The organism is Escherichia sp. E10V10 (assembly GCF_004211985.1).
In the GTDB taxonomy this organism is placed as follows: domain Bacteria; phylum Pseudomonadota; class Gammaproteobacteria; order Enterobacterales; family Enterobacteriaceae; genus Escherichia.
Map to the genome: position 1 here is coordinate 119,295 of NZ_RHJO01000019.1, position 20,217 is coordinate 139,511.

General features: G+C 48.7%; 21 protein-coding genes and 1 other annotated feature (1 of these 22 cut by a window edge). Of the genes, 16 read left to right on the forward strand and 5 right to left on the reverse strand.

From position 1 onward, the window contains the following. Positions 1-27 (reverse strand) — a sequence feature (Trp leader region); it reaches 67 nt to the left of the window's first position. Continuing rightward, positions 4-48: a trp operon leader peptide gene (gene trpL / locus D9736_RS18690; protein WP_001700591.1), complete on the reverse strand. Its 45-nt coding sequence runs from the start codon at positions 46-48 to the stop codon at positions 4-6. It overlaps the preceding feature by 24 nt. A 137-nt stretch (positions 49-185) precedes the next feature. On the opposite strand from trpL, the gene rnm reads away from it, so the two are divergent. The 6 genes from rnm (at position 186) to D9736_RS18720 (ending at position 6,191) form a co-directional block, all read left to right on the forward strand. Continuing rightward, positions 186-1,067, forward strand: coding sequence for an RNase AM (gene rnm / locus D9736_RS18695; RefSeq protein ID WP_001285663.1), 882 nt, complete (start codon positions 186-188; stop codon positions 1,065-1,067). Continuing rightward, on the forward strand, positions 1,064-1,684 hold the full coding sequence (locus D9736_RS18700) for an L-threonylcarbamoyladenylate synthase (RefSeq protein WP_001516499.1): 621 nt from the start codon (positions 1,064-1,066) through the stop codon (positions 1,682-1,684). The genes rnm and D9736_RS18700 overlap by 4 nt, the downstream gene beginning before the upstream one ends. A 27-nt stretch (positions 1,685-1,711) precedes the next feature. Continuing rightward, positions 1,712-3,613 carry a DUF2207 domain-containing protein gene (locus tag D9736_RS18705; protein ID WP_130258919.1) on the forward strand — a complete coding sequence of 634 codons (1,902 nt, stop codon included), beginning with the start codon at positions 1,712-1,714 and terminating at the stop codon, positions 3,611-3,613. 212 nt (positions 3,614-3,825) lie between these two features. Next, positions 3,826-4,701 carry a 23S rRNA pseudouridine(2605) synthase RluB gene (gene rluB / locus D9736_RS18710; RefSeq protein WP_001291217.1) on the forward strand — a complete coding sequence of 292 codons (876 nt, stop codon included), beginning with the start codon at positions 3,826-3,828 and terminating at the stop codon, positions 4,699-4,701. Between the two features lie 169 nt (positions 4,702-4,870). After that, the gene (locus D9736_RS18715) at positions 4,871-5,872 is read left to right on the forward strand and encodes a hypothetical protein (RefSeq protein WP_130258920.1); all 1,002 of its coding nucleotides are present in this window, start codon (positions 4,871-4,873) and stop codon (positions 5,870-5,872) included. A gap of 10 nt (positions 5,873-5,882) precedes the next feature. Further along, a complete protein-coding gene (locus D9736_RS18720) occupies positions 5,883-6,191 on the forward strand; it encodes a hypothetical protein (RefSeq protein ID WP_130258921.1) in 309 nt (102 codons plus the stop codon). A 52-nt stretch (positions 6,192-6,243) separates the two neighbouring features. On the opposite strand, the gene cobO is transcribed toward D9736_RS18720, so the two are convergent. Together cobO and D9736_RS18730 are read right to left on the reverse strand one after the other, a co-directional pair. Then, complete coding sequence (cobO, locus tag D9736_RS18725; RefSeq protein ID WP_130258922.1) at positions 6,244-6,834, reverse strand: cob(I)yrinic acid a,c-diamide adenosyltransferase; 591 nt, start codon at positions 6,832-6,834, stop codon at positions 6,244-6,246. Continuing rightward, positions 6,831-7,589, reverse strand: a complete 759-nt coding sequence (locus tag D9736_RS18730) for a YciK family oxidoreductase (protein WP_130222779.1) — start codon at positions 7,587-7,589, stop codon at positions 6,831-6,833. Before D9736_RS18730 ends, cobO begins: the two co-directional genes overlap by 4 nt. A 218-nt stretch (positions 7,590-7,807) precedes the next feature. On the opposite strand from D9736_RS18730, the gene sohB reads away from it, so the two are divergent. Beyond that, positions 7,808-8,857 (forward strand): protease SohB, encoded by a 1,050-nt coding sequence (gene sohB, locus D9736_RS18735; protein WP_130216044.1) that lies wholly within the window; start codon positions 7,808-7,810, stop codon positions 8,855-8,857. 35 nt (positions 8,858-8,892) lie between these two features. Here sohB and D9736_RS18740 read toward each other — a convergent pair whose 3' ends face one another. After that, a complete protein-coding gene (locus tag D9736_RS18740) occupies positions 8,893-9,144 on the reverse strand; it encodes a YciN family protein (protein ID WP_130208857.1) in 252 nt (83 codons plus the stop codon). A gap of 379 nt (positions 9,145-9,523) precedes the next feature. Here D9736_RS18740 and topA point away from each other — a divergent pair, with 379 nt between their 5' ends. The 6 genes from topA (at position 9,524) to acnA (ending at position 16,988) form a co-directional block, all read left to right on the forward strand. Beyond that, positions 9,524-12,121 carry a type I DNA topoisomerase gene (gene topA / locus D9736_RS18745; protein WP_130208855.1) on the forward strand — a complete coding sequence of 866 codons (2,598 nt, stop codon included), beginning with the start codon at positions 9,524-9,526 and terminating at the stop codon, positions 12,119-12,121. A 209-nt stretch (positions 12,122-12,330) separates the two neighbouring features. Next, positions 12,331-13,305, forward strand: coding sequence for an HTH-type transcriptional regulator CysB (gene cysB / locus D9736_RS18750; RefSeq protein ID WP_064527218.1), 975 nt, complete (start codon positions 12,331-12,333; stop codon positions 13,303-13,305). 319 nt (positions 13,306-13,624) lie between these two features. Beyond that, entirely contained in the window at positions 13,625-13,765 is a 141-nt protein-coding gene (locus tag D9736_RS18755) for a YmiA family putative membrane protein (protein ID WP_214251104.1), read from the forward strand. Between the two features lie 2 nt (positions 13,766-13,767). Beyond that, the gene (locus tag D9736_RS18760; RefSeq protein WP_130208853.1) at positions 13,768-13,938 is read left to right on the forward strand and encodes a hypothetical protein; all 171 of its coding nucleotides are present in this window, start codon (positions 13,768-13,770) and stop codon (positions 13,936-13,938) included. A 115-nt stretch (positions 13,939-14,053) separates the two neighbouring features. Continuing rightward, positions 14,054-14,149 (forward strand): small membrane protein YmiC, encoded by a 96-nt coding sequence (gene ymiC, locus D9736_RS18765; RefSeq protein WP_130216048.1) that lies wholly within the window; start codon positions 14,054-14,056, stop codon positions 14,147-14,149. Positions 14,150-14,312: 163 nt separating this feature from the next. Beyond that, complete coding sequence (gene acnA, locus D9736_RS18770) at positions 14,313-16,988, forward strand: aconitate hydratase AcnA (protein WP_130258923.1); 2,676 nt, start codon at positions 14,313-14,315, stop codon at positions 16,986-16,988. A 62-nt stretch (positions 16,989-17,050) separates the two neighbouring features. Here the strand turns inward: acnA and ribA are convergent, their stop codons facing one another. After that, entirely contained in the window at positions 17,051-17,641 is a 591-nt protein-coding gene (gene ribA, locus D9736_RS18775) for a GTP cyclohydrolase II (protein ID WP_130208847.1), read from the reverse strand. Between the two features lie 168 nt (positions 17,642-17,809). Between ribA and pgpB the strand changes: the two genes are divergently transcribed. The 3 genes from pgpB (at position 17,810) to lapB (ending at position 20,207) form a co-directional block, all read left to right on the forward strand. Then, complete coding sequence (gene pgpB / locus D9736_RS18780) at positions 17,810-18,574, forward strand: phosphatidylglycerophosphatase B (RefSeq protein ID WP_130258924.1); 765 nt, start codon at positions 17,810-17,812, stop codon at positions 18,572-18,574. A 148-nt stretch (positions 18,575-18,722) separates the two neighbouring features. Then, a complete protein-coding gene (gene lapA, locus D9736_RS18785; RefSeq protein WP_130208843.1) occupies positions 18,723-19,031 on the forward strand; it encodes a lipopolysaccharide assembly protein LapA in 309 nt (102 codons plus the stop codon). 6 nt (positions 19,032-19,037) lie between these two features. Next, positions 19,038-20,207, forward strand: coding sequence for a lipopolysaccharide assembly protein LapB (lapB, locus tag D9736_RS18790; RefSeq protein WP_130216054.1), 1,170 nt, complete (start codon positions 19,038-19,040; stop codon positions 20,205-20,207). Positions 20,208-20,217 lie beyond the last annotated feature (10 nt).

The window sequence follows — 20,217 nt, forward strand, 5'->3', positions numbered from 1 at the left end:
GTTTCAGGAAGTGCGCCACCAACCTTTCAGTACGAAAATCGCTTTCATTGTCGATACCCTTTTTACGTGAACTTTCGTACTAGTTAACTAGTTCAATGGTTAATTGTCAACAGCTCATTTCAGAATATTTGCCAGAACCGTTATGATGTCGGCGCCAAAAACATTATCCAAAACGGGAGTGCGCCTTGAGCGACACGAATTACGCAGTGATTTACGACCTGCACAGCCACACCACAGCTTCCGATGGCTGCCTGACGCCAGAAGCATTGGTGCACCGTGCAGTCGAGATGCGCGTTGGCACCCTGGCGATCACCGACCATGACACCACAGCTGCAATCGCGCCAGCAAGAGAGGAAATTTCACGTTCGGGACTGGCGCTGAATCTTATCCCCGGCGTGGAAATTTCCACGGTCTGGGAAAATCATGAAATTCATATTGTCGGGCTGAATATTGATATTACTCATCCGCTAATGTGTGAGTTCCTCGCGCAGCAGACAGAACGGCGCAATCAGCGGGCGCAGCTAATTGCCGAAAGACTTGAAAAAGCGCAAATACCTGGGGCGCTGGAAGGCGCGCAACGACTGGCACAGGGCGGCGCGGTGACGCGCGGTCATTTTGCGCGTTTCCTGGTGGAGTGCGGCAAAGCCAGTTCAATGGCGGATGTCTTTAAAAAGTATCTGGCGCGCGGGAAAACCGGATACGTTCCGCCACAGTGGTGTACAATAGAACAAGCTATTGATGTCATTCATCATTCTGGCGGTAAGGCGGTGCTTGCTCATCCTGGGCGGTACAATCTTAGTGCTAAATGGCTGAAAAGATTGGTTGCGCATTTTGCCGAACACCACGGCGACGCGATGGAAGTCGCGCAGTGCCAGCAATCGCCCAATGAACGTACCCAGCTGGCGACACTTGCCCGCCAGCATCATTTATGGGCATCACAAGGATCTGATTTTCATCAGCCATGCCCGTGGATCGAACTGGGTCGTAAACTCTGGCTGCCTGCAGGCGTTGAAGGCGTCTGGCAGCTATGGGAACAGCCGCAGAACACCACAGAGAGGGAATTATGAGCCAGTTTTTTTATATTCATCCTGATAACCCGCAGCAACGTCTGATCAACCAGGCGGTGGAGATCGTGCGTAAAGGCGGGGTGATTGTTTATCCAACTGATTCCGGCTATGCGCTCGGCTGTAAAATTGAAGATAAAAACGCGATGGAGCGTATTTGTCGTATTCGCCAGCTGCCGGACGGTCACAACTTTACCCTGATGTGTCGCGATCTTTCTGAACTTTCGACCTATTCATTCGTGGATAACGTTGCGTTTCGTTTAATGAAAAACAACACGCCGGGCAACTATACCTTCATCCTGAAGGGGACGAAGGAAGTGCCACGCCGTCTGTTGCAGGAAAAACGCAAAACCATTGGGATGCGTGTGCCTTCTAACCCGATTGCGCAGGCGTTACTTGAAGTATTGGGCGAACCGATGCTTTCCACATCGCTGATGCTACCGGGCAGCGAATTTACCGAATCCGATCCGGAAGAAATTAAAGACCGTCTGGAAAAACAGGTAGATTTGATTATTCACGGTGGCTATCTCGGGCAGAAACCGACAACGGTCATTGATCTTACCGATGATACGCCGGTCGTGGTGCGTGAAGGCGTAGGTGATGTGAAGCCTTTCTTATAACAAATTGCGTTCCACGGATGGAAGACTATGGCAGGGATAAATCGCTGCATTTTGCTGTTGATAGTTGGGCTTTTTTTCTCTTCGTTGAGTTATGCGAAAAACACGAAGATCCCTTCATATGAAGAAGGGATCTCGCTCTTTGATGTTGAAGCCACTCTGCAACCGGATGGGGTGCTCGACATCAAAGAGAACATTTATTTTCAGGCGCGAAATCAGCAGATTAAGCACGGGTTTTCTCGTGATTTACCACGACTATGGATGCAGCCTAATGGGGATGCTGCACTGCTGAACTATCGTATTGTTGGCGTCACCCGTGACGGCGTTCCTGAACCCTGGCATCTTGACTGGCATATCGGGTTAATGAGTATTGTCGTGGGCGATAAACAACGTTTCTTGCCTCAAGGCGACTATCATTATCAAATTCATTATCAGGTTAAAAATGCTTTCCTACGCGAGGGTGATTCTGACCTGCTAATCTGGAACGTGACCGGTAACAACTGGTCGTTTGAAATCTATAAGACCCGATTTTCACTCAAGTTCTCTAATATTGCGGGTAATCCATTTAGTGAAATCGATCTCTTTACCGGAGATGAGGGCGACACATATCGAAATGGCCGCATCCTTGAGGACGGAAGAATTGAATCCCGCGATCCGTTTTATCGTGAAGACTTCACGGTACTCTACCGCTGGCCTCATGCCTTGCTGGATAATGCCCCGGCACAACACACGACGAATATTTTTAGCCATCTTTTTTGGCCCTCAACATCGTCTCTTATCATTTGGTTACCGTGTTTGCTCCTGGCGTGCGGATGGTTATATCTCTGGAAGCGCAGGCCGCAATTTACGCCGGTAGATGTGATTGAAACCGATGTCATTCCGCCAGATTACACGCCCGGCATGTTACGTCTCGATGCGAAACTGGTTTACGACGATAAAGGTTTTTGTGCCGATATCGTAAATCTGATTGTGAAAGGAAAAATTCATCTGGAAGATCAGTATGACAAGAACCAGCAAACCCTGATCCGTGTTAATGAAGGCGCCACCAGAAATAATGCGGTATTACTGCCCGCAGAGCAGTTATTACTGGAAGCGTTATTTCGTAAAGGCGATAAGGTCATTCTCACGGGGAGGCGCAACAGAGTCTTACGCAGGGCGTTTTTACGGATGCAGAAATTTTATCTGCCGCGTAAAAAGTCTTCGTTTTACCGACCTGATGCGTTTTTGCAATGGGGGGGAATGGCGATATTGGCGGTCATTCTCTACGGTAACCTGAGTCCCGTAGGTTGGGCAGGAATGAGTCTGGTGGGCGATATGTTTATTATGATCTGCTGGCTTCTTCCTTTTTTATTTTGTTCCCTTGAGCTTTTGTTTGCCCGCGATGATGACAAGCCTTGCGTTAATCGTGTAATCATCACTTTGTTTTTACCACTGATTTGTTCAGGCGTGGCCTTCTATTCTCTCTATATCAATGTCGGAGATGTATTCTTTTACTGGTATATGCCAGCGGGTTATTTTAGCGCTGTTTTCCTGACCGGTTATCTCACTGGCATGGGGTATATTTTTCTGCCAAAGTTTACCCAAACCGGGCAGCAACGTTATGCCCACGGTGAAGCTATCGTTAACTATCTTGCGCGTAAAGAGGCGGCAACACACAGTGGGCGGCGGCGGAAAGGGGAAACTCGGAAACTGGATTACGCGTTGTTAGGTTGGGCTATATCGGCAAATTTGGGGAGGGAATGGGCGTTACGCATTGCCCCTTCGCTTTCTTCGGCGATTCGCGCTCCAGAGATTGCCCGTAACGGCGTTTTATTATCATTACAGACGCACCTGAGTTGCGGGGCCTATACCAGTTTGTTGGGGCGGAGCTATTCCGGTGGTGGTTCTGGCGCTGGTGGCGGTGCGGGAGGTGGAGGCGGTGGTGGTTGGTAACCAAATCGACGTTAATCGAAACAAGCTTTAACCATAAAGATAGTGTAGTATGTTGCGCCTCAAAGCCAGGCCAGTTAAAACGTCGAGTCGTTTACTTAAGGCCTGAAGAGTTCAAACAGACTTTACTATCAGTGAGTCAGATGTAAGTTCTGACTCACTGTTGCACAAAAGCATATCAGACGCCTGGGAAGGCGACACCAAAAGGAAGCTCAATGAGCGAAAAGTTACAGAAAGTGCTGGCGCGTGCCGGCCACGGTTCTCGCCGTGAAATCGAATCTATTATTGAAGCCGGTCGTGTGAGTGTCGATGGCAAAATTGCTAAACTCGGCGATCGCGTTGAAGTTACCCCTGGGCTAAAAATCCGTATCGATGGTCACCTGATTTCGGTTCGTGAATCCGCCGAGCAAATTTGTCGCGTTCTGGCCTATTACAAGCCAGAAGGTGAGTTGTGTACACGTAATGACCCGGAAGGGCGTCCGACCGTGTTTGATCGTCTGCCGAAGCTGCGCGGTGCGCGCTGGATTGCCGTTGGTCGTCTGGACGTTAATACCTGCGGTCTGTTGCTGTTTACCACCGATGGTGAACTGGCAAACCGTTTAATGCACCCCAGCCGTGAAGTTGAACGTGAATATGCCGTGCGTGTATTTGGTCAGGTTGACGACGCGAAACTGCGTGATTTAAGTCGTGGCGTGCAACTGGAAGATGGTCCGGCAGCCTTTAAAACCATCAAGTTCAGCGGTGGTGAAGGGATTAACCAGTGGTACAACGTGACTCTGACCGAAGGTCGTAACCGTGAGGTTCGTCGTCTTTGGGAAGCGGTTGGTGTGCAGGTAAGTCGCCTGATCCGTGTGCGTTACGGTGATATTCCACTGCCGAAAGGACTGCCACGCGGCGGCTGGACAGAGCTGGATCTCGCCCAGACTAACTATCTGCGTGAACTGGTGGAACTGCCGCCAGAAACCAGCTCTAAAGTCGCTGTAGAAAAAGACCGTCGTCGTATGAAGGCGAATCAGATTCGTCGTGCGGTGAAACGTCATAGCCAGGTGAGCGGTGGTCGCCGTTCTGGCGGACGTAATAATAACGGTTAATTTAAGATAAGTATAAAATAAAGGCCCTGCGGGGCCTTTTCTTCATTTGAAGCATGATAAATAGTCGCAGTATTTTAATTTAATTTCATACTTGCTTATGAATAATACCCGGAAATAGCCACATTACTATTTAATTATCTGAGATAAACTCAACGTCAAGAGGTGGGTTATGATTAGATATAGTGGAATATTTCTATCGCTGTTAATGCTTTCAGGTTGTGCAACTGAAGCATTGAAAAACGAACAAGCTGAAACTGTTATTACTGCGGGTAACAAAGCAGTAGCGGCGAATGCAAGTTTCTTTAAACAATACTATGCTTCTCGTGAAAACTTCCTTGTTAATTTCTACGCGACTAATCCGGATTGTGCCCTGCGACCTGATTATACCATTGATATAGGCGGTGATGGGAATGGCGGAAAATTATGTCAGCGTTCAGGGCCAAATACAAAACAAGTACAATTAGTCCCTTTCGAGAAAGAAAAATTACTGGCTTCAATGGAAGTCATTAATAGCATGAGCGCTTATGTGGAACTTCTGACAGAGGATATGGCAACTACGGAAAGTCAGCAAGTGGCATTACTTAAACAGGCTCTGGATCACGCAAACAACGCACAAACACTACTTGGTGTTTCACATAGCAAAGATTTAGCTCAATCTGCAGCAGCGGTTAAAGATTTGGTAAATTATTTCAATGAGTTATATATAATTAAAGTCAATTCTGGAAAAATAGGCAAAACGGTAGATGAAAACTGGGTAAGACTTATAAAGAACATGGCAGTTTTGCGCAATGATATTTATACAAAAAGCAATAAGATTGAAAATTATACCTTTGCGAATGTGCATGATAATATGTTTTATTATAATACGGCATCTAAAAACTCTAAGAATACAGAGTTTAACACTCTGAAAAACAGGAAGGAGTTTCTAAGTTCAGTAATCAATGTGAATGAAACCAGACTACAGGCATCGGCACCTGCCATGCCTGCGATTGAGGCTTTAAATGCCTTTATAGATAAGGGTGATTATCTGAAAAGCTTATACGTTAATAAAACACGTACGGCTGCTGAACAAAAAAGATTAAATGAAATATTACGCGCACAAGTAATTAGTGGATTAAAGGCGTCTGAGGGGCTGGCAAAACTACTTATTGCTAGCGGAATAATGTTATAGGAGGCTTTTTATGAACGATGTACAAAATCGTAGGATACTGGCATTACTTGATATGCTGTATAATACCCTGGGAAATAAAACCACATGCAATGTTTGTCATAAATATTTTATCCATATCCTCACAGTTATGAACAACCTGACGATTAACTATGGTACTGAAACTTCGCCAGAGTTAGCCGAGATAAATTATGACGATGCTAATGCGTTAATTACAGAATTGATATTATTTATTGAAGATGTTGACGCAGAGAATCATGAAGCATATCAGGGACATTTGAATGAGATTACACGCATTCTGAATTTCGCTATTGCCGCTTGAATATAATTATGATTAAAGCACCTCAAGAGGCAATCTTTTGAGGTGCTTTCACTTAGTAGTCAATCCCGATTTGCGCCTTAACACCTGCATCAAACGCATGTTTGACGGGGCGTAATTCACTGACGGTATCTGCCAGTTCAAGTATATCCCGATGACAGCCACGACCCGTAATAATCACCGTTTGTTGATGTGGACGATCATTTAAGGCTTGCATCACTTCTTCCAGTGGCAAATAGTCATACGCCACCATATACGTCAGCTCATCGAGCAAAACCATATCCACTGAGGAATCTGCCAGCATCCGCTTTGCATGTTGCCAGACTTCACGGCAGGCGGCGGTATCAGACTCGCGATTTTGCGTATCCCAGGTAAAGCCCGTTGCCATCACCTGAAACTCGACGCCATGCGGCTCCAGCAAATTGCGCTCGCCGTTAGGCCAGGTACCTTTAATAAACTGCACGACCCCCACTTTTTTGCCATGGCCAACCGCGCGAGTTGCGGTACCAAATGCCGCGGTGGTTTTGCCTTTTCCATTGCCGGTAAAGACGATGATAATGCCACGCTCATCCTGCGCTTGCGCCACGCGAGCATCAACTTTCTCTTTAACACGCTGCTGACGCTGTTGGTAGCGTTCATCACTCATTGGGAAATTCCTGGTTTGCGGCCCGGTTGGGCGTCAAAGGTCATGCCGGTTTTACGGCGGCTGTCATCGCCCATCAGCCATAAATAGAGTGGCATGATATCGGCGGGTGTTTTGAGTTTCTGTGGATCTTCGGTGGGGAAAGCACTGGCACGCATTGCAGTACGTGTACCACCTGGGTTAATACAGTTCACACGCAGGCGCTGCTGGTATTCATCGGCCAGCACTTGCATCATTCCTTCGGTGGCAAATTTCGACACCGCATATGCGCCCCAGTTGGCTCGCCCCTGACGCCCAACGCTTGATGAGGTAAAGACCAGCGAACCCGCGTCCGATTTGAGTAATAAAGGAAGCAGTGCCTGGGTGAGCATAAAGGTGGCATTAACGTTGACCTGCATGACGTCCTGCCAGACCTGCGGATTTTGCTCGCGCATTGGGCAAACATCGCCGAGCAATCCGGCGTTATGCAGCACGCCGTCCAGACGCGGGTAATTAACAGCAATACGCTGTGCCAGTTGTTGGCAGTCTTCGGACGTACAGGTCAGCAAATCGAGAAGAAACCATTGCGGCTGGCGTCCTGTCTCTTCGAACATGCTCTGGGCCACCTGACGTAATTTTTCTTCGTTCCGGCCCAGCAGAATGACCGTCGCGCCATAGCGCGCATAAGTTAAGGCGGCTTCACGACCAATGCCGTCGCTGGCGCCTGTCACCAGGATAATACGATCATTGAGTAAATCTTGTTTTGGTTGGTAATGCATGGCTACTCCCCGACGACATCAACAGTCGCGCTGCCAGTGTACTTTATGACTTTGGGGTTTTATGCCTGAAACAGGAGGGCATTTCAATCAGCCTGGGGCGATAACGCCGTAAAATGAATACTTTGTCATACTTTCCCTGCAATAACATCTCTGCGAGACGGCTTAACATGCCTGTTGTAAACTGTGAGCCAAAGCGTTGTTTAACCAAGGTGGGACTCGTGGAATTGTTGTCTGAATATGGTTTGTTTTTGGCGAAAATCGTCACCGTTGTGGTGGCGATTGCGGCTATTGCCGCCATTATTGTCAATGTTGCTCAACGTAATAAACGCCAGCGTGGCGAGTTACGGGTCAACAATCTCAGCGAACAGTATAAGGAGATGAAAGAAGAACTGGCTGCGGCGCTGATGGATCCACATCAGCAAAAACAGTGGCACAAAGCGCAGAAGAAAAAGCACAAGCAAGAAGCGAAGGCAGCGAAAGCAAAAGCCAAACTGGGCGAGGTGACAGCCGAAAGCAAGCCTCGAGTCTGGGTGCTGGATTTCAAAGGCAGCATGGACGCGCATGAAGTGAACGCGCTACGTGAAGAGGTCACTGCGGTACTCGCGGCATTTAAACCGCAGGATCAGGTCGTTCTGCGTCTGGAAAGCCCCGGTGGCATGGTACATGGTTACGGCCTGGCGGCTTCACAGTTGCAGCGCCTGCGCGATAAAAATATTCCTTTAACCGTTACGGTAGACAAAGTGGCTGCCAGCGGCGGTTACATGATGGCCTGTGTGGCGGATAAAATTGTTTCAGCGCCGTTTGCAATTGTTGGCTCTATTGGTGTTGTGGCGCAAATGCCCAACTTTAACCGCTTCCTGAAAAGCAAAGATATTGATATCGAACTGCACACTGCCGGGCAGTATAAGCGCACACTGACAGTGCTGGGTGAAAACACCGAAGAAGGGCGCGAGAAATTCCGCGAAGAACTGAACGAAACTCATCAGTTATTTAAAGATTTTGTGAAGCGTATGCGTCCGTCTCTGGACATTGAAATGGTGGCAACCGGTGAACACTGGTACGGACAACAGGCGGTGGAGAAAGGCCTGGTTGACGAAATCAATACCAGTGATGAAGTGATCCTTAGCCTGATGGAAGGTCGTGAAGTGGTCAATGTACGCTATATGCAGCGTAAACGGTTGATCGATCGATTCACTGGCAGCGCGGCAGAGAGCGCCGACCGATTGTTGCTACGCTGGTGGCAACGCGGGCAAAAACCGTTGATGTAAAAGATAAACGCGAGGGTAAAACCTCGCGTTTTGCTTTAATCGACCAGATGGTATTTTTCCGAGAGCACATGGGCCAGGTGTTTGAACATATTAAACACCGCGGTGCTTTTCGCTGTCGGCAATCCTTGTTCATCTAAAAAATAATCGCCGCTAAACACCAGCACGCCATTACGCTGCGTGACGCCGGTGGCTTCAATCCCTGCGAGCGTATCCTCATGCTCACGTATGATTTTGTTAGCCTCTTTCAACAGCGTTTCGCGGTCGATGGGTTGTGTCTCTTTGTTCATTATTTACTCCTTAAACAAGGACATTAGTCTACGCCAGGCATGGCTTGCAGACAAATATACCACGCTGACGGCAAGAGCGCCTTACTGGCAACTTTGGATTTTGCATGCTAATAAAGTTGCGTAACGGATTTTATCAGGTACAGTGTGACGCTTTCGTCAATCTGGCAATAGATTTGCTTGACATTCGACCAAAATTACGTCGTGCTATAGCGCCTGTAGGCCAAGACCTGTTAACTCAGTCACCTGAATTATCGTGAACAGAGTCACGACAAGGGGTTGATATCCGCAGAGAGCGAGTCCATATCGGTAACTCGTTGCCAGTGGAAGGTTTATCAATGTGCGACGCATTCCTGGAAGAATCAAATTAGGTAAGGTGAATATGGGTAAAGCTCTTGTCATCGTTGAGTCCCCGGCAAAAGCCAAAACGATCAACAAGTATCTGGGTAGTGACTACGTGGTGAAATCCAGCGTCGGTCACATCCGCGATTTGCCGACCAGTGGCTCAGCTGCCAAAAAGAGTGCCGACTCTACCTCCACCAAGACGGCTAAAAAGCCTAAAAAGGATGAACGTGGCGCTCTCGTCAACCGTATGGGGGTTGACCCGTGGCACAATTGGGAGGCGCACTATGAAGTGTTGCCAGGTAAAGAGAAGGTCGTCTCTGAACTGAAACAACTGGCTGAAAAAGCCGACCACATCTATCTCGCAACCGACCTTGACCGCGAAGGGGAAGCCATTGCATGGCACCTGCGGGAAGTGATCGGTGGTGATGATGCGCGCTATAGCCGAGTGGTATTTAACGAAATTACGAAAAACGCGATTCGTCAGGCATTTAACAAGCCAGGTGAGCTGAATATCGATCGTGTTAATGCCCAGCAGGCGCGTCGCTTTATGGACCGCGTGGTGGGGTATATGGTTTCTCCGCTGCTGTGGAAAAAAATTGCTCGTGGTCTGTCTGCCGGGCGAGTGCAGTCGGTGGCGGTCCGCCTGGTGGTTGAACGTGAGCGTGAAATTAAAGCGTTCGTACCGGAAGAGTTCTGGGAAGTGGATGCCAGCACGACCACGCCATCCGGCGAGGCATTGGCTTTGCAGGTGACCCATCAGAATGACAAACCGTTCCGTCCGGTCAATAAAGAACAAACTCAGGCTGCGGTAAGTCTGCTGGAAAAAGCGCGCTATAGCGTGCTGGAACGTGAAGACAAACCGACCACCAGTAAACCTGGCGCTCCTTTTATTACCTCTACGCTGCAACAGGCTGCCAGCACCCGTCTTGGTTTTGGCGTGAAAAAGACCATGATGATGGCGCAGCGTCTGTATGAAGCAGGCTATATCACTTACATGCGTACCGACTCCACTAACCTGAGTCAGGACGCGGTAAATATGGTTCGCGGTTATATCAGCGATAACTTTGGTAATAAATATCTGCCAGAAAGTCCGAATCAGTACGCCAGCAAAGAAAACTCACAGGAAGCGCACGAAGCGATTCGTCCTTCTGACGTCAATGTGATGGCGGAATCGCTGAAGGATATGGAAGCGGACGCACAGAAACTTTACCAGTTAATCTGGCGTCAGTTTGTTGCCTGTCAGATGACCCCGGCGAAATATGATTCCACCACGCTGACCGTTGGTGCAGGTGATTTCCGCCTGAAAGCACGCGGACGTATTCTGCGCTTTGATGGCTGGACGAAAGTAATGCCTGCGCTGCGTAAAGGCGATGAAGATCGTATTTTACCGGCAGTCGATAAAGGCGACTCCCTGTCGCTTGTTGAACTGACTCCGGCACAGCACTTTACCAAGCCGCCAGCCCGTTTCAGCGAAGCCTCGCTGGTTAAAGAACTGGAAAAACGCGGTATTGGTCGTCCGTCTACCTATGCGTCGATTATTTCGACCATTCAGGATCGTGGCTATGTGCGTGTGGAAAACCGTCGATTCTATGCGGAAAAAATGGGTGAAATCGTAACCGATCGCCTGGAGGAAAATTTCCGCGAATTAATGAATTACGACTTCACCGCGCAGATGGAAAACAGTCTCGACCAGGTGGCAAATCACGAAGCGGAATGGAAAGCCGTACTGGATCACTTCTTCTCGGATTTCACCCAGCAGCTTGATAAAGCGGAAAAAGATCCGGAAGAGGGCGGTATGCGCCCGAACCAGATGGTTCTGACCAGCATTGACTGCCCGACTTGTGGTCGCAAAATGGGTATTCGTACAGCGAGCACCGGGGTATTCCTTGGCTGTTCTGGCTATGCGCTGCCGCCGAAAGAGCGTTGCAAAACCACCATTAACCTGGTGCCGGAAAACGAAGTACTGAACGTACTGGAAGGCGAAGACGCTGAAACTAACGCCCTGCGCGCCAAACGCCGTTGCCCGAAATGTGGCACGGCGATGGACAGCTATCTCATCGATCCAAAACGTAAGTTGCATGTTTGTGGTAATAACCCAACCTGCGATGGTTACGAGATCGAAGAGGGCGAATTCCGCATTAAAGGTTATGACGGCCCGATCGTTGAGTGTGAAAAATGTGGCTCTGAAATGCACCTGAAAATGGGGCGTTTCGGTAAATACATGGCCTGCACCAACGAAGAGTGCAAAAATACGCGTAAGATTTTACGTAACGGCGAAGTGGCACCACCGAAAGAAGATCCGGTTCCGCTGCCAGAATTAGCGTGCGAAAAATCGGATGCTTATTTCGTGCTCCGTGACGGCGCTGCTGGAGTGTTCCTGGCTGCCAACACCTTCCCGAAATCTCGTGAAACGCGTGCGCCACTGGTTGAAGAGCTTTATCGCTTCCGCGACCGTCTGCCGGAAAAACTGCGTTATCTGGCGGAGGCTCCGCAGCAAGATCCAGACGGTAATAAGACAATGGTTCGCTTTAGCCGTAAAACCAAACAGCAATATGTCTCTTCGGAAAAAGACGGAAAGGCAACTGGCTGGTCAGCATTTTATGTTGATGGCAAATGGGTTGAAGGGAAAAAATAACCTTTAAGCCTGTCAGGTTTTTATAAACAAAGGGTCGCAAAAGCGGCCCTTTTTCATTGCATATTATTTTTTCTACACACCTATACACTAAAGCTATAAATGATATAGTGGTTATAGTTATCACTTTTTTTATTATTAAATCGTATTAGTCACCCGCCAGGTGTGGCGAAAAAACGATGTTCTGATGGCGTCTAATTGGATGGTTTAACATGAAATTACAACAACTTCGCTATATTGTTGAGGTAGTCAATCATAACCTGAATGTCTCCTCAACGGCTGAAGGACTTTACACATCACAACCCGGGATCAGTAAGCAAGTCAGAATGTTGGAAGATGAACTGGGCATTCAAATTTTTTCCCGTAGCGGTAAGCACCTGACGCAGGTAACCCCCGCAGGGCAGGAAATTATCCGTATTGCTCGTGAAGTGTTGTCAAAGGTCGACGCCATTAAATCGGTAGCCGGTGAACACACCTGGCCTGATAAAGGTTCGCTGTATATTGCCACTACCCATACTCAGGCACGTTATGCGCTGCCAAATGTCATTAAAGGCTTTATCGAGCGTTATCCTCGCGTTTCTTTGCATATGCATCAGGGCTCGCCGACACAAATTGCTGATGCAGTCTCTAAAGGTAATGCCGATTTCGCAATCGCCACGGAAGCCCTGCATTTATATGAAGATTTAGTGATGTTGCCGTGCTACCACTGGAACCGGGCCATTGTGGTAACCCCGGATCATCCTCTGGCGGGCAAAAAGGAAATCACGATTGAAGAACTGGCGCAGTATCCGCTAGTAACCTATACCTTCGGCTTTACCGGCCGTTCCGAACTGGACACAGCCTTTAACCGCGCAGGGCTGACGCCGCGAATTGTCTTCACAGCAACTGATGCTGACGTCATTAAAACCTACGTTCGTCTTGGGTTGGGAGTAGGGGTCATTGCCAGCATGGCGGTCGATCCGGTTTCAGACCCCGATCTGGTGCGTGTCGATGCACATGATATCTTCAGCCACAGCACAACTAAAATTGGTTTTCGCCGTAGTACGTTTTTACGCAGCTATATGTATGATTTCATTCAGCGTTTTGCGCCGCATTTAACGCGAGACGTCGTTGATGCCGCCGTTGCACTGCGTTCCAATGAAGAAATTGAAGTCATGTTCAAAGATATCAAATTGCCAGAAAAATAATTACCCACGTTATTTCCGGCATCTTTTTATGTGACAAAGGTGCCGGAATATATTCTCTATTCCTTTTTATTTGTTAGTCGCTCACAATATAAATATCCACAAAATTTTTATGGCAAATCGAGCATAAAGTAGTGTCTATTTATCCGCGTTGCAAACTCCACTCTTCAAATATCTATTTCAGGTCAAAAGATTGAATTATTCACTGGAAACGATTCGTAAATTCGCTGGATTTTTGACTAAAGTTTCATTAGGATTTGTCCTATCATTTGATTAATTATACCAATCGTTTAGCGTCTTGCTGATAAGTGATGGCGATTATATGAGGTTAGCAATGCCTTCTGGAAATCAGGCCCCCCGCCGGGACCCTGAATTAAAACGCAAAGCCTGGCTTGCGGTATTTCTTGGTTCTGCGCTCTTTTGGGTGGTTGTCGCACTGCTGATTTGGAAAGTGTGGGGATAACTATGGTCGTTCAGGAGCAACATCAGGAACCGTCACCATTATGTCAGCAGAATGACAATGCAACGGAAACGAAACGGGATTGTTCCGTCGTTATACCCCATAGCTGGAAACTAACACCGCAACAGCAAGCCTTTATAGAGATGTTTGCTGAAGATGATCAGCAGAAACAATAATTATCATCATTCTTGTTACCCAATATATTAATGAATATAACGGCTTTTAATACACCACAGCAATAACAGGTTGAGTTATCTCAACATAAAGTAATAACAGTTAAGGGTGTAGCCTATGATCACTACAAATACGAAATACTGGTCCTGGATGGGCGCATTTTCTCTGTCGATGCTCTTCTGGGCCGAACTCATCTGGATCGTTACTCACTGATCCCTGACCCCGCTGCGGCGGGGTTTTCTTTTGCGTTGCCACAAGGTTTCTCCTCTTTTATCAATTTGGGTTGTTATCAAATCGTTACGCGATGTTTGTGTTATCTTTAATATTCACCCTGAAGAGAATCAGGGCATCGCAACCCTGTTATTAAGGAGGAGCTATGTCGTCAACCCTACGAGAAGCCAGTAAGGACACGTTGCAGGCCAAAGATAAAACTTACCACTACTACAGCCTGCCGCTTGCTGCCAAATCACTGGGCGATATCACCCGTCTGCCCAAGTCACTCAAAGTTCTGCTCGAAAACCTGCTGCGCTGGCAGGATGGCAATTCGGTCACCGAAGAAGATATTCATGCGCTGGCGGGATGGCTGAAAAATGCCCATGCCGATCGCGAAATTGCCTACCGTCCAGCCAGAGTGCTGATGCAGGATTTTACCGGCGTACCTGCTGTTGTTGATCTTGCGGCGATGCGGGAAGCAGTAAAACGTCTCGGTGGCGATACCGCGAAGGTGAATCCGCTCTCACCGGTCGATCTGGTGATTGACCACTCGGTTACCGTCGATCGCTTTGGCGATGATGAGGCATTTGAGGAAAACGTACGCCTGGAAATGGAGCGCAACCACGAGCGTTATGTGTTTCTGAAATGGGGGCAACAGGCGTTCAGTCGTTTTAGCGTTGTGCCACCAGGCACTGGGATTTGCCACCAGGTGAACCTTGAATATCTCGGCAAAGCGGTGTGGAGTGAATTGCAGGAGGGGGAATGGATTGCTTATCCGGATACGCTCGTCGGCACCGACTCGCACACGACCATGATTAACGGTCTTGGTGTGTTGGGCTGGGGCGTTGGTGGAATCGAAGCGGAAGCGGCGATGTTAGGTCAGCCAGTTTCCATGCTTATTCCTGATGTGGTGGGCTTTAAACTCACCGGTAAACTGCGTGAAGGTATTACCGCCACCGACCTGGTGCTGACCGTTACTCAGATGCTACGTAAACATGGCGTAGTAGGTAAATTCGTCGAATTTTACGGTGATGGTCTGGATTCACTGCCACTGGCGGATCGTGCAACCATTGCCAATATGTCGCCGGAATATGGTGCGACCTGCGGCTTCTTCCCAATCGATGCTGTCACTCTCGATTACATGCGGTTAAGCGGCCGTAGTGAAGACCAGGTTGAACTGGTTGAGAAATATGCTAAAGCGCAGGGGATGTGGCGGAACGCAGGTGATGAACCGGTGTTTACCAGTACGCTTGAATTGGATATGAACGACGTAGTCGCTAGTCTTGCCGGTCCAAAGCGTCCACAAGATCGTGTTGCGCTGCCTGATGTGCCAAAAGCTTTTGCTGCCAGTAACGAACTGGAAGTCAACGCCACGCATAAAGATCGCCAGCCGGTCGATTATGTTATGAACGGGCATCAGTATCAGTTGCCTGATGGTGCAGTGGTTATTGCCGCGATAACGTCGTGCACCAACACCTCTAACCCCAGCGTGCTGATGGCGGCCGGATTACTGGCGAAAAAAGCCGTAACTCTGGGGCTGAAACGACAACCGTGGGTCAAAGCGTCTCTCGCGCCTGGCTCGAAAGTGGTTTCTGACTATCTGGCAAAAGCCAAACTGACGCCATATCTTGATGAACTGGGCTTTAACCTTGTGGGCTATGGTTGTACCACCTGTATTGGTAACTCTGGTCCGTTGCCCGATCCTATCGAAACCGCGATCAAAAAGGGCGATTTAACCGTTGGCGCGGTACTGTCTGGCAACCGTAACTTTGAAGGACGTATTCATCCGCTGGTTAAAACCAACTGGTTGGCTTCGCCGCCGCTGGTGGTTGCCTATGCACTGGCGGGCAATATGAATATCAACCTGGCTTCCGAACCTCTGGGGCACGATCGTAAAGGCGATCCGGTATATCTGAAAGATATCTGGCCATCGACTCAAGAGATTGCTCGCGCTGTTGCGCAAGTCTCCACTGAAATGTTCCGTAAGGAGTACGCGGAAGTTTTCGAAGGGACTGCGGAGTGGAAGGAGATTAAGGTTGTACGATCAGATACCTACGGATGGCAGGATGATTCGACCTACATTCGCTTATCGCCTTTCTTTGATGAAATGCAGGCAACCCCTGCGCCAGTGGAAGATATTCACGGCGCGCGAATTCTGGCAATGCTGGGTGATTCGGTTACCACTGACCATATCTCTCCGGCAGGCAGCATTAAGCCTGATAGCCCCGCGGGTCGATATCTACAAGGTCGTGGTGTTGAGCGTAAAGATTTTAACTCCTACGGTTCGCGTCGTGGTAACCATGAAGTGATGATGCGCGGCACGTTCGCCAATATTCGCATTCGTAACGAAATGGTGCCTGGTGTTGAAGGGGGGATGACGCGCCATCTACCAAGCAATGATGTTATCTCTATTTATGATGCGGCGATGCGCTATCAGCAAGAGAAAACACCGCTGGCGGTAATTGCCGGGAAAGAATATGGGTCAGGTTCGAGTCGAGACTGGGCGGCAAAAGGCCCGCGTCTGCTCGGTATTCGCGTGGTGATTGCAGAATCGTTTGAACGTATTCACCGTTCGAATTTAATCGGCATGGGTATTTTGCCGCTGGAGTTCCCGCAAGGTGTGACGCGTAAATCGTTAGGGCTGACGGGGGAAGAGAAGATTGATATTGCCGATCTGCAAAATCTGCAACCTGGCGCTACGGTTCCTGTGACACTAACGCGAGCTGATGGTGTGCAGGACGTTGTGCCGTGCCGTTGTCGTATCGACACTGCAACAGAATTAACCTATTACCAGAACGACGGTATTTTGCATTATGTCATTCGTAATATGTTGAAGTAATTCAGCTTTATTTGCCGGATGTGGATCATCCGGCAAATATATTAAGTCTGTAGCGAACAGGGTTATTTGTTGAACAAATGGCCCATTTTCTCGGCTTTAGTATCGAGATAGTGTTCGTTATTTGGGTTACGGCCAACAATCAACGGCACGCGCTCAACAATGTTGATACCTGCTTCGGTCAGAATTTCGACTTTTTTGGGGTTGTTGGTTAACAGACGGACTTCATTAACGCCCAGTAACTTGAACATGTCGGCGCAGAGGGTGAAATCACGTTCATCAGCGGCGAAACCTAACTGATGATTGGCCTCTACAGTATCGTAACCTTGATCCTGTAACGCATAAGCACGGATTTTATTCAACAAACCGATGTTACGTCCTTCCTGACGGTGGTACAGCAAAATACCACGGCCTTCTTCGGCAATATGCGTCAGTGCCGCTTCAAGCTGGAAGCCACAATCGCAGCGCAAGCTGAACAGGGCATCACCGGTCAGACACTCAGAATGGACGCGTGCCAGGACAGGAGTATGTCCTGAAATGTCGCCATAAACTAACGCGACATGATCGTGTCCGGTTGCCAGTTCTTCAAATCCCACCATCAGGAAATCGCCCCATGGGGTTGGCAGTTTGGCTTCTGCCACACGTTTAAGCTGCATGAAATTCTCCAGATAATGCTGGTTCTGTATTGGCTTATTTTGCCATAACGCGAAGGGGTTCTCCTAATCACGACGCGCCAATCGTTCACTGAATGGCACAAATCTGTCAATTTTTACTGGAGCAGGCATTTTCAGTTATGATTGTGGGAATTATAAAAAGGAGAGGCCATGCGTTCGATTGCCAGGCGTACCGCAGTGGGAGCTGCACTATTACTTGTAATGCCGGTAGCTGTATGGATTTCTGGCTGGCGTTGGCAACCAGGAGATCAAAGTTGGCTGTTAAAAGCGGCCTTTTGGGTCACTGAAACCGTTACTCAGCCTTGGGGCGTCATTACACATCTGATTTTATTCGCTTGGTTTCTCTGGTGTCTGCGTTTTCGCCTCAAAGCCGCAATTATGCTGTTTACCATTCTGGCTGCGGCGATCCTCATTGGACAAGGCGTGAAATCCTGGATAAAAGATAAAGTTCAGGAGCCGCGCCCCTTTGTGATATGGCTGGAAAAAACACATCATATTCCGGTTGAGGAGTTCTACACTTTAAAACGTGCGGAACGCGGAAGTTTAGTGAAAGAACAGTTGGCTGCAGAAAATAATATACCGGGCTATTTACGCTCTCACTGGCAGAAAGAGACGGGATTTGCCTTTCCTTCCGGTCACACGATGTTTGCTGCCAGTTGGGCGCTGCTGGCCGTTGGGTTACTGTGGCCGCGTCGGCGAACGTTCACCATTGTACTCTTGCTGGTTTGGGCCACGGGAGTCATGGGAAGCCGCCTACTGCTCGGGATGCATTGGCCGCGTGATTTGGTGGTGGCTACATTGATTTCGTGGGCGCTGGTGGCGGTGGCAACCTGGCTTGCTCAACGAATTTGTGGGCCATTAACACCACCTCCGGAAGAAAATCGTGAGATAGCGCAACGAGAAGAAGAAAGTTAACGCTGGTTGATTTTCTGATTTTCGCCCTTAAATCACCAACAATGCACGTAGTTGCCATTTCGCAGTCGGCGTGAAAATGGTACTTTAAAGGGCTATTGCGGTAAGTTGACCATAATTTATGCGCTCTAACCACATAACGGGAAGTAATGTGAAATATTTACTCATTTTCTTATTGGTGTTGGCGATTTTCGTGATTTCGGTCACGTTAGGTGCGCAGAACGATCAACAGGTGACGTTTAACTATCTGTTAGCGCAAGGGGAGTATCGTATCTCTACTTTGCTGGCGGTATTGTTTGCTGCGGGTTTTGCTATCGGTTGGTTAATTTGCGGACTGTTCTGGCTGCGAGTTCGTGTTTCTCTGGCGCGTGCTGAACGTAAAATAAAGCGACTGGAAAACCAGCTTTCACCCGCGACTGATGTGGCGGTAGCGCCGCATGCGTCAGTGGCGAAGGAATAACCTTCTATGCTGGAGTTGTTGTTTCTGCTTTTGCCTGTAGCCGCTGCCTATGGCTGGTATATGGGCCGCAGAAGTGCGCAACAAAACAAGCAAGATGAAGCCAACCGCCTGTCACGTGATTACGTGGCGGGGGTTAACTTTCTGCTTAGTAATCAACAAGATAAAGCGGTGGACCTGTTCCTCGATATGCTCAAAGAGGATACCGGCACCGTTGAAGCCCACCTTACGCTCGGAAACTTGTTCCGATCCCGTGGCGAAGTCGATCGCGCAATTCGCATCCACCAAACTTTAATGGAAAGCGCCTCGCTGACCTATGAACAGCGCCTGTTGGCAATTCAGCAACTGGGTCGTGATTACATGGCTGCCGGGTTGTACGATCGTGCGGAAGATATGTTTAATCAATTGACTGATGAAACTGACTTCCGTGTTGGCGCTTTGCAACAACTCCTGCAAATCTACCAGGCCACCAGTGAATGGCAAAAGGCGATCGATGTCGCCGAACGTTTGGTTAAACTGGGTAAAGATAAACAGCGGGTCGAAATAGCTCATTTCTATTGTGAATTAGCTCTTCAATACATTGCCAGCGACGATCTCGATCGTGCCATGACCTTGCTGAAAAAAGGGGCGGCGGCCGACAAAAACAGCGCGCGCGTATCCATCATGATGGGGCGTGTGTTTATGGCCAAAGGCGAGTACGGCAAAGCCGTCGAAAGCCTGCAACGCGTTATTTCTCAGGACAGAGAACTGGTCAGCGAAACGTTGGAAATGCTGCAAACCTGCTATCAGCAGTTGGGTAAAACTGACGAATGGGCAGAGTTTCTCCAGCGAGCGGTGGAAGAAAATACGGGTGCTGATGCTGAACTGATGCTTGCTGACATCATTGAATCGCGTGACGGGAGCGATGCAGCTCAGGTTTACATTACGCGGCAGTTGCAACGTCATCCAACCATGCGCGTGTTCCACAAATTGATGGATTACCACCTCAATGAAGCGGAAGAAGGGCGTGCAAAAGAGAGCCTGATGGTGCTGCGCGATATGGTTGGTGAGAAGGTACGCAGTAAGCCGCGTTATCGCTGCCAGAAGTGTGGTTTTACAGCTTATACCCTCTACTGGCATTGTCCGTCCTGTCGGGCCTGGTCGACCATTAAACCAATTCGTGGTCTGGATGGCCTGTAGTTTAAAAAAA

Excerpts from the sequence above, each read along its gene's own strand:
- topA (WP_130208855.1), top strand. The coding sequence starts at position 9,524 with ATGGGTAAAGCTCTTGTCATCGTTGAGTCCCCGGCAAAAGCCAAAACG.
- D9736_RS18705 (WP_130258919.1), top strand. The coding sequence starts at position 1,712 with ATGGCAGGGATAAATCGCTGCATTTTGCTGTTGATAGTTGGGCTTTTT.
- pgpB (WP_130258924.1), top strand. The coding sequence starts at position 17,810 with ATGCGTTCGATTGCCAGGCGTACCGCAGTGGGAGCTGCACTATTACTT.
- D9736_RS18700 (WP_001516499.1), top strand. The coding sequence starts at position 1,064 with ATGAGCCAGTTTTTTTATATTCATCCTGATAACCCGCAGCAACGTCTG.
- D9736_RS18715 (WP_130258920.1), top strand. The coding sequence starts at position 4,871 with ATGATTAGATATAGTGGAATATTTCTATCGCTGTTAATGCTTTCAGGT.
- D9736_RS18760 (WP_130208853.1), top strand. The coding sequence starts at position 13,768 with ATGGTCGTTCAGGAGCAACATCAGGAACCGTCACCATTATGTCAGCAG.
- rluB (WP_001291217.1), top strand. The coding sequence starts at position 3,826 with ATGAGCGAAAAGTTACAGAAAGTGCTGGCGCGTGCCGGCCACGGTTCT.
- lapB (WP_130216054.1), top strand. The coding sequence starts at position 19,038 with ATGCTGGAGTTGTTGTTTCTGCTTTTGCCTGTAGCCGCTGCCTATGGC.
- D9736_RS18730 (WP_130222779.1), bottom strand. The coding sequence starts at position 7,589 with ATGCATTACCAACCAAAACAAGATTTACTCAATGATCGTATTATCCTG.
- D9736_RS18755 (WP_214251104.1), top strand. The coding sequence starts at position 13,625 with ATGAGGTTAGCAATGCCTTCTGGAAATCAGGCCCCCCGCCGGGACCCT.
- ymiC (WP_130216048.1), top strand. The coding sequence starts at position 14,054 with ATGATCACTACAAATACGAAATACTGGTCCTGGATGGGCGCATTTTCT.
- acnA (WP_130258923.1), top strand. The coding sequence starts at position 14,313 with ATGTCGTCAACCCTACGAGAAGCCAGTAAGGACACGTTGCAGGCCAAA.
- cysB (WP_064527218.1), top strand. The coding sequence starts at position 12,331 with ATGAAATTACAACAACTTCGCTATATTGTTGAGGTAGTCAATCATAAC.
- D9736_RS18740 (WP_130208857.1), bottom strand. The coding sequence starts at position 9,144 with ATGAACAAAGAGACACAACCCATCGACCGCGAAACGCTGTTGAAAGAG.
- D9736_RS18720 (WP_130258921.1), top strand. The coding sequence starts at position 5,883 with ATGAACGATGTACAAAATCGTAGGATACTGGCATTACTTGATATGCTG.
- cobO (WP_130258922.1), bottom strand. The coding sequence starts at position 6,834 with ATGAGTGATGAACGCTACCAACAGCGTCAGCAGCGTGTTAAAGAGAAA.
- ribA (WP_130208847.1), bottom strand. The coding sequence starts at position 17,641 with ATGCAGCTTAAACGTGTGGCAGAAGCCAAACTGCCAACCCCATGGGGC.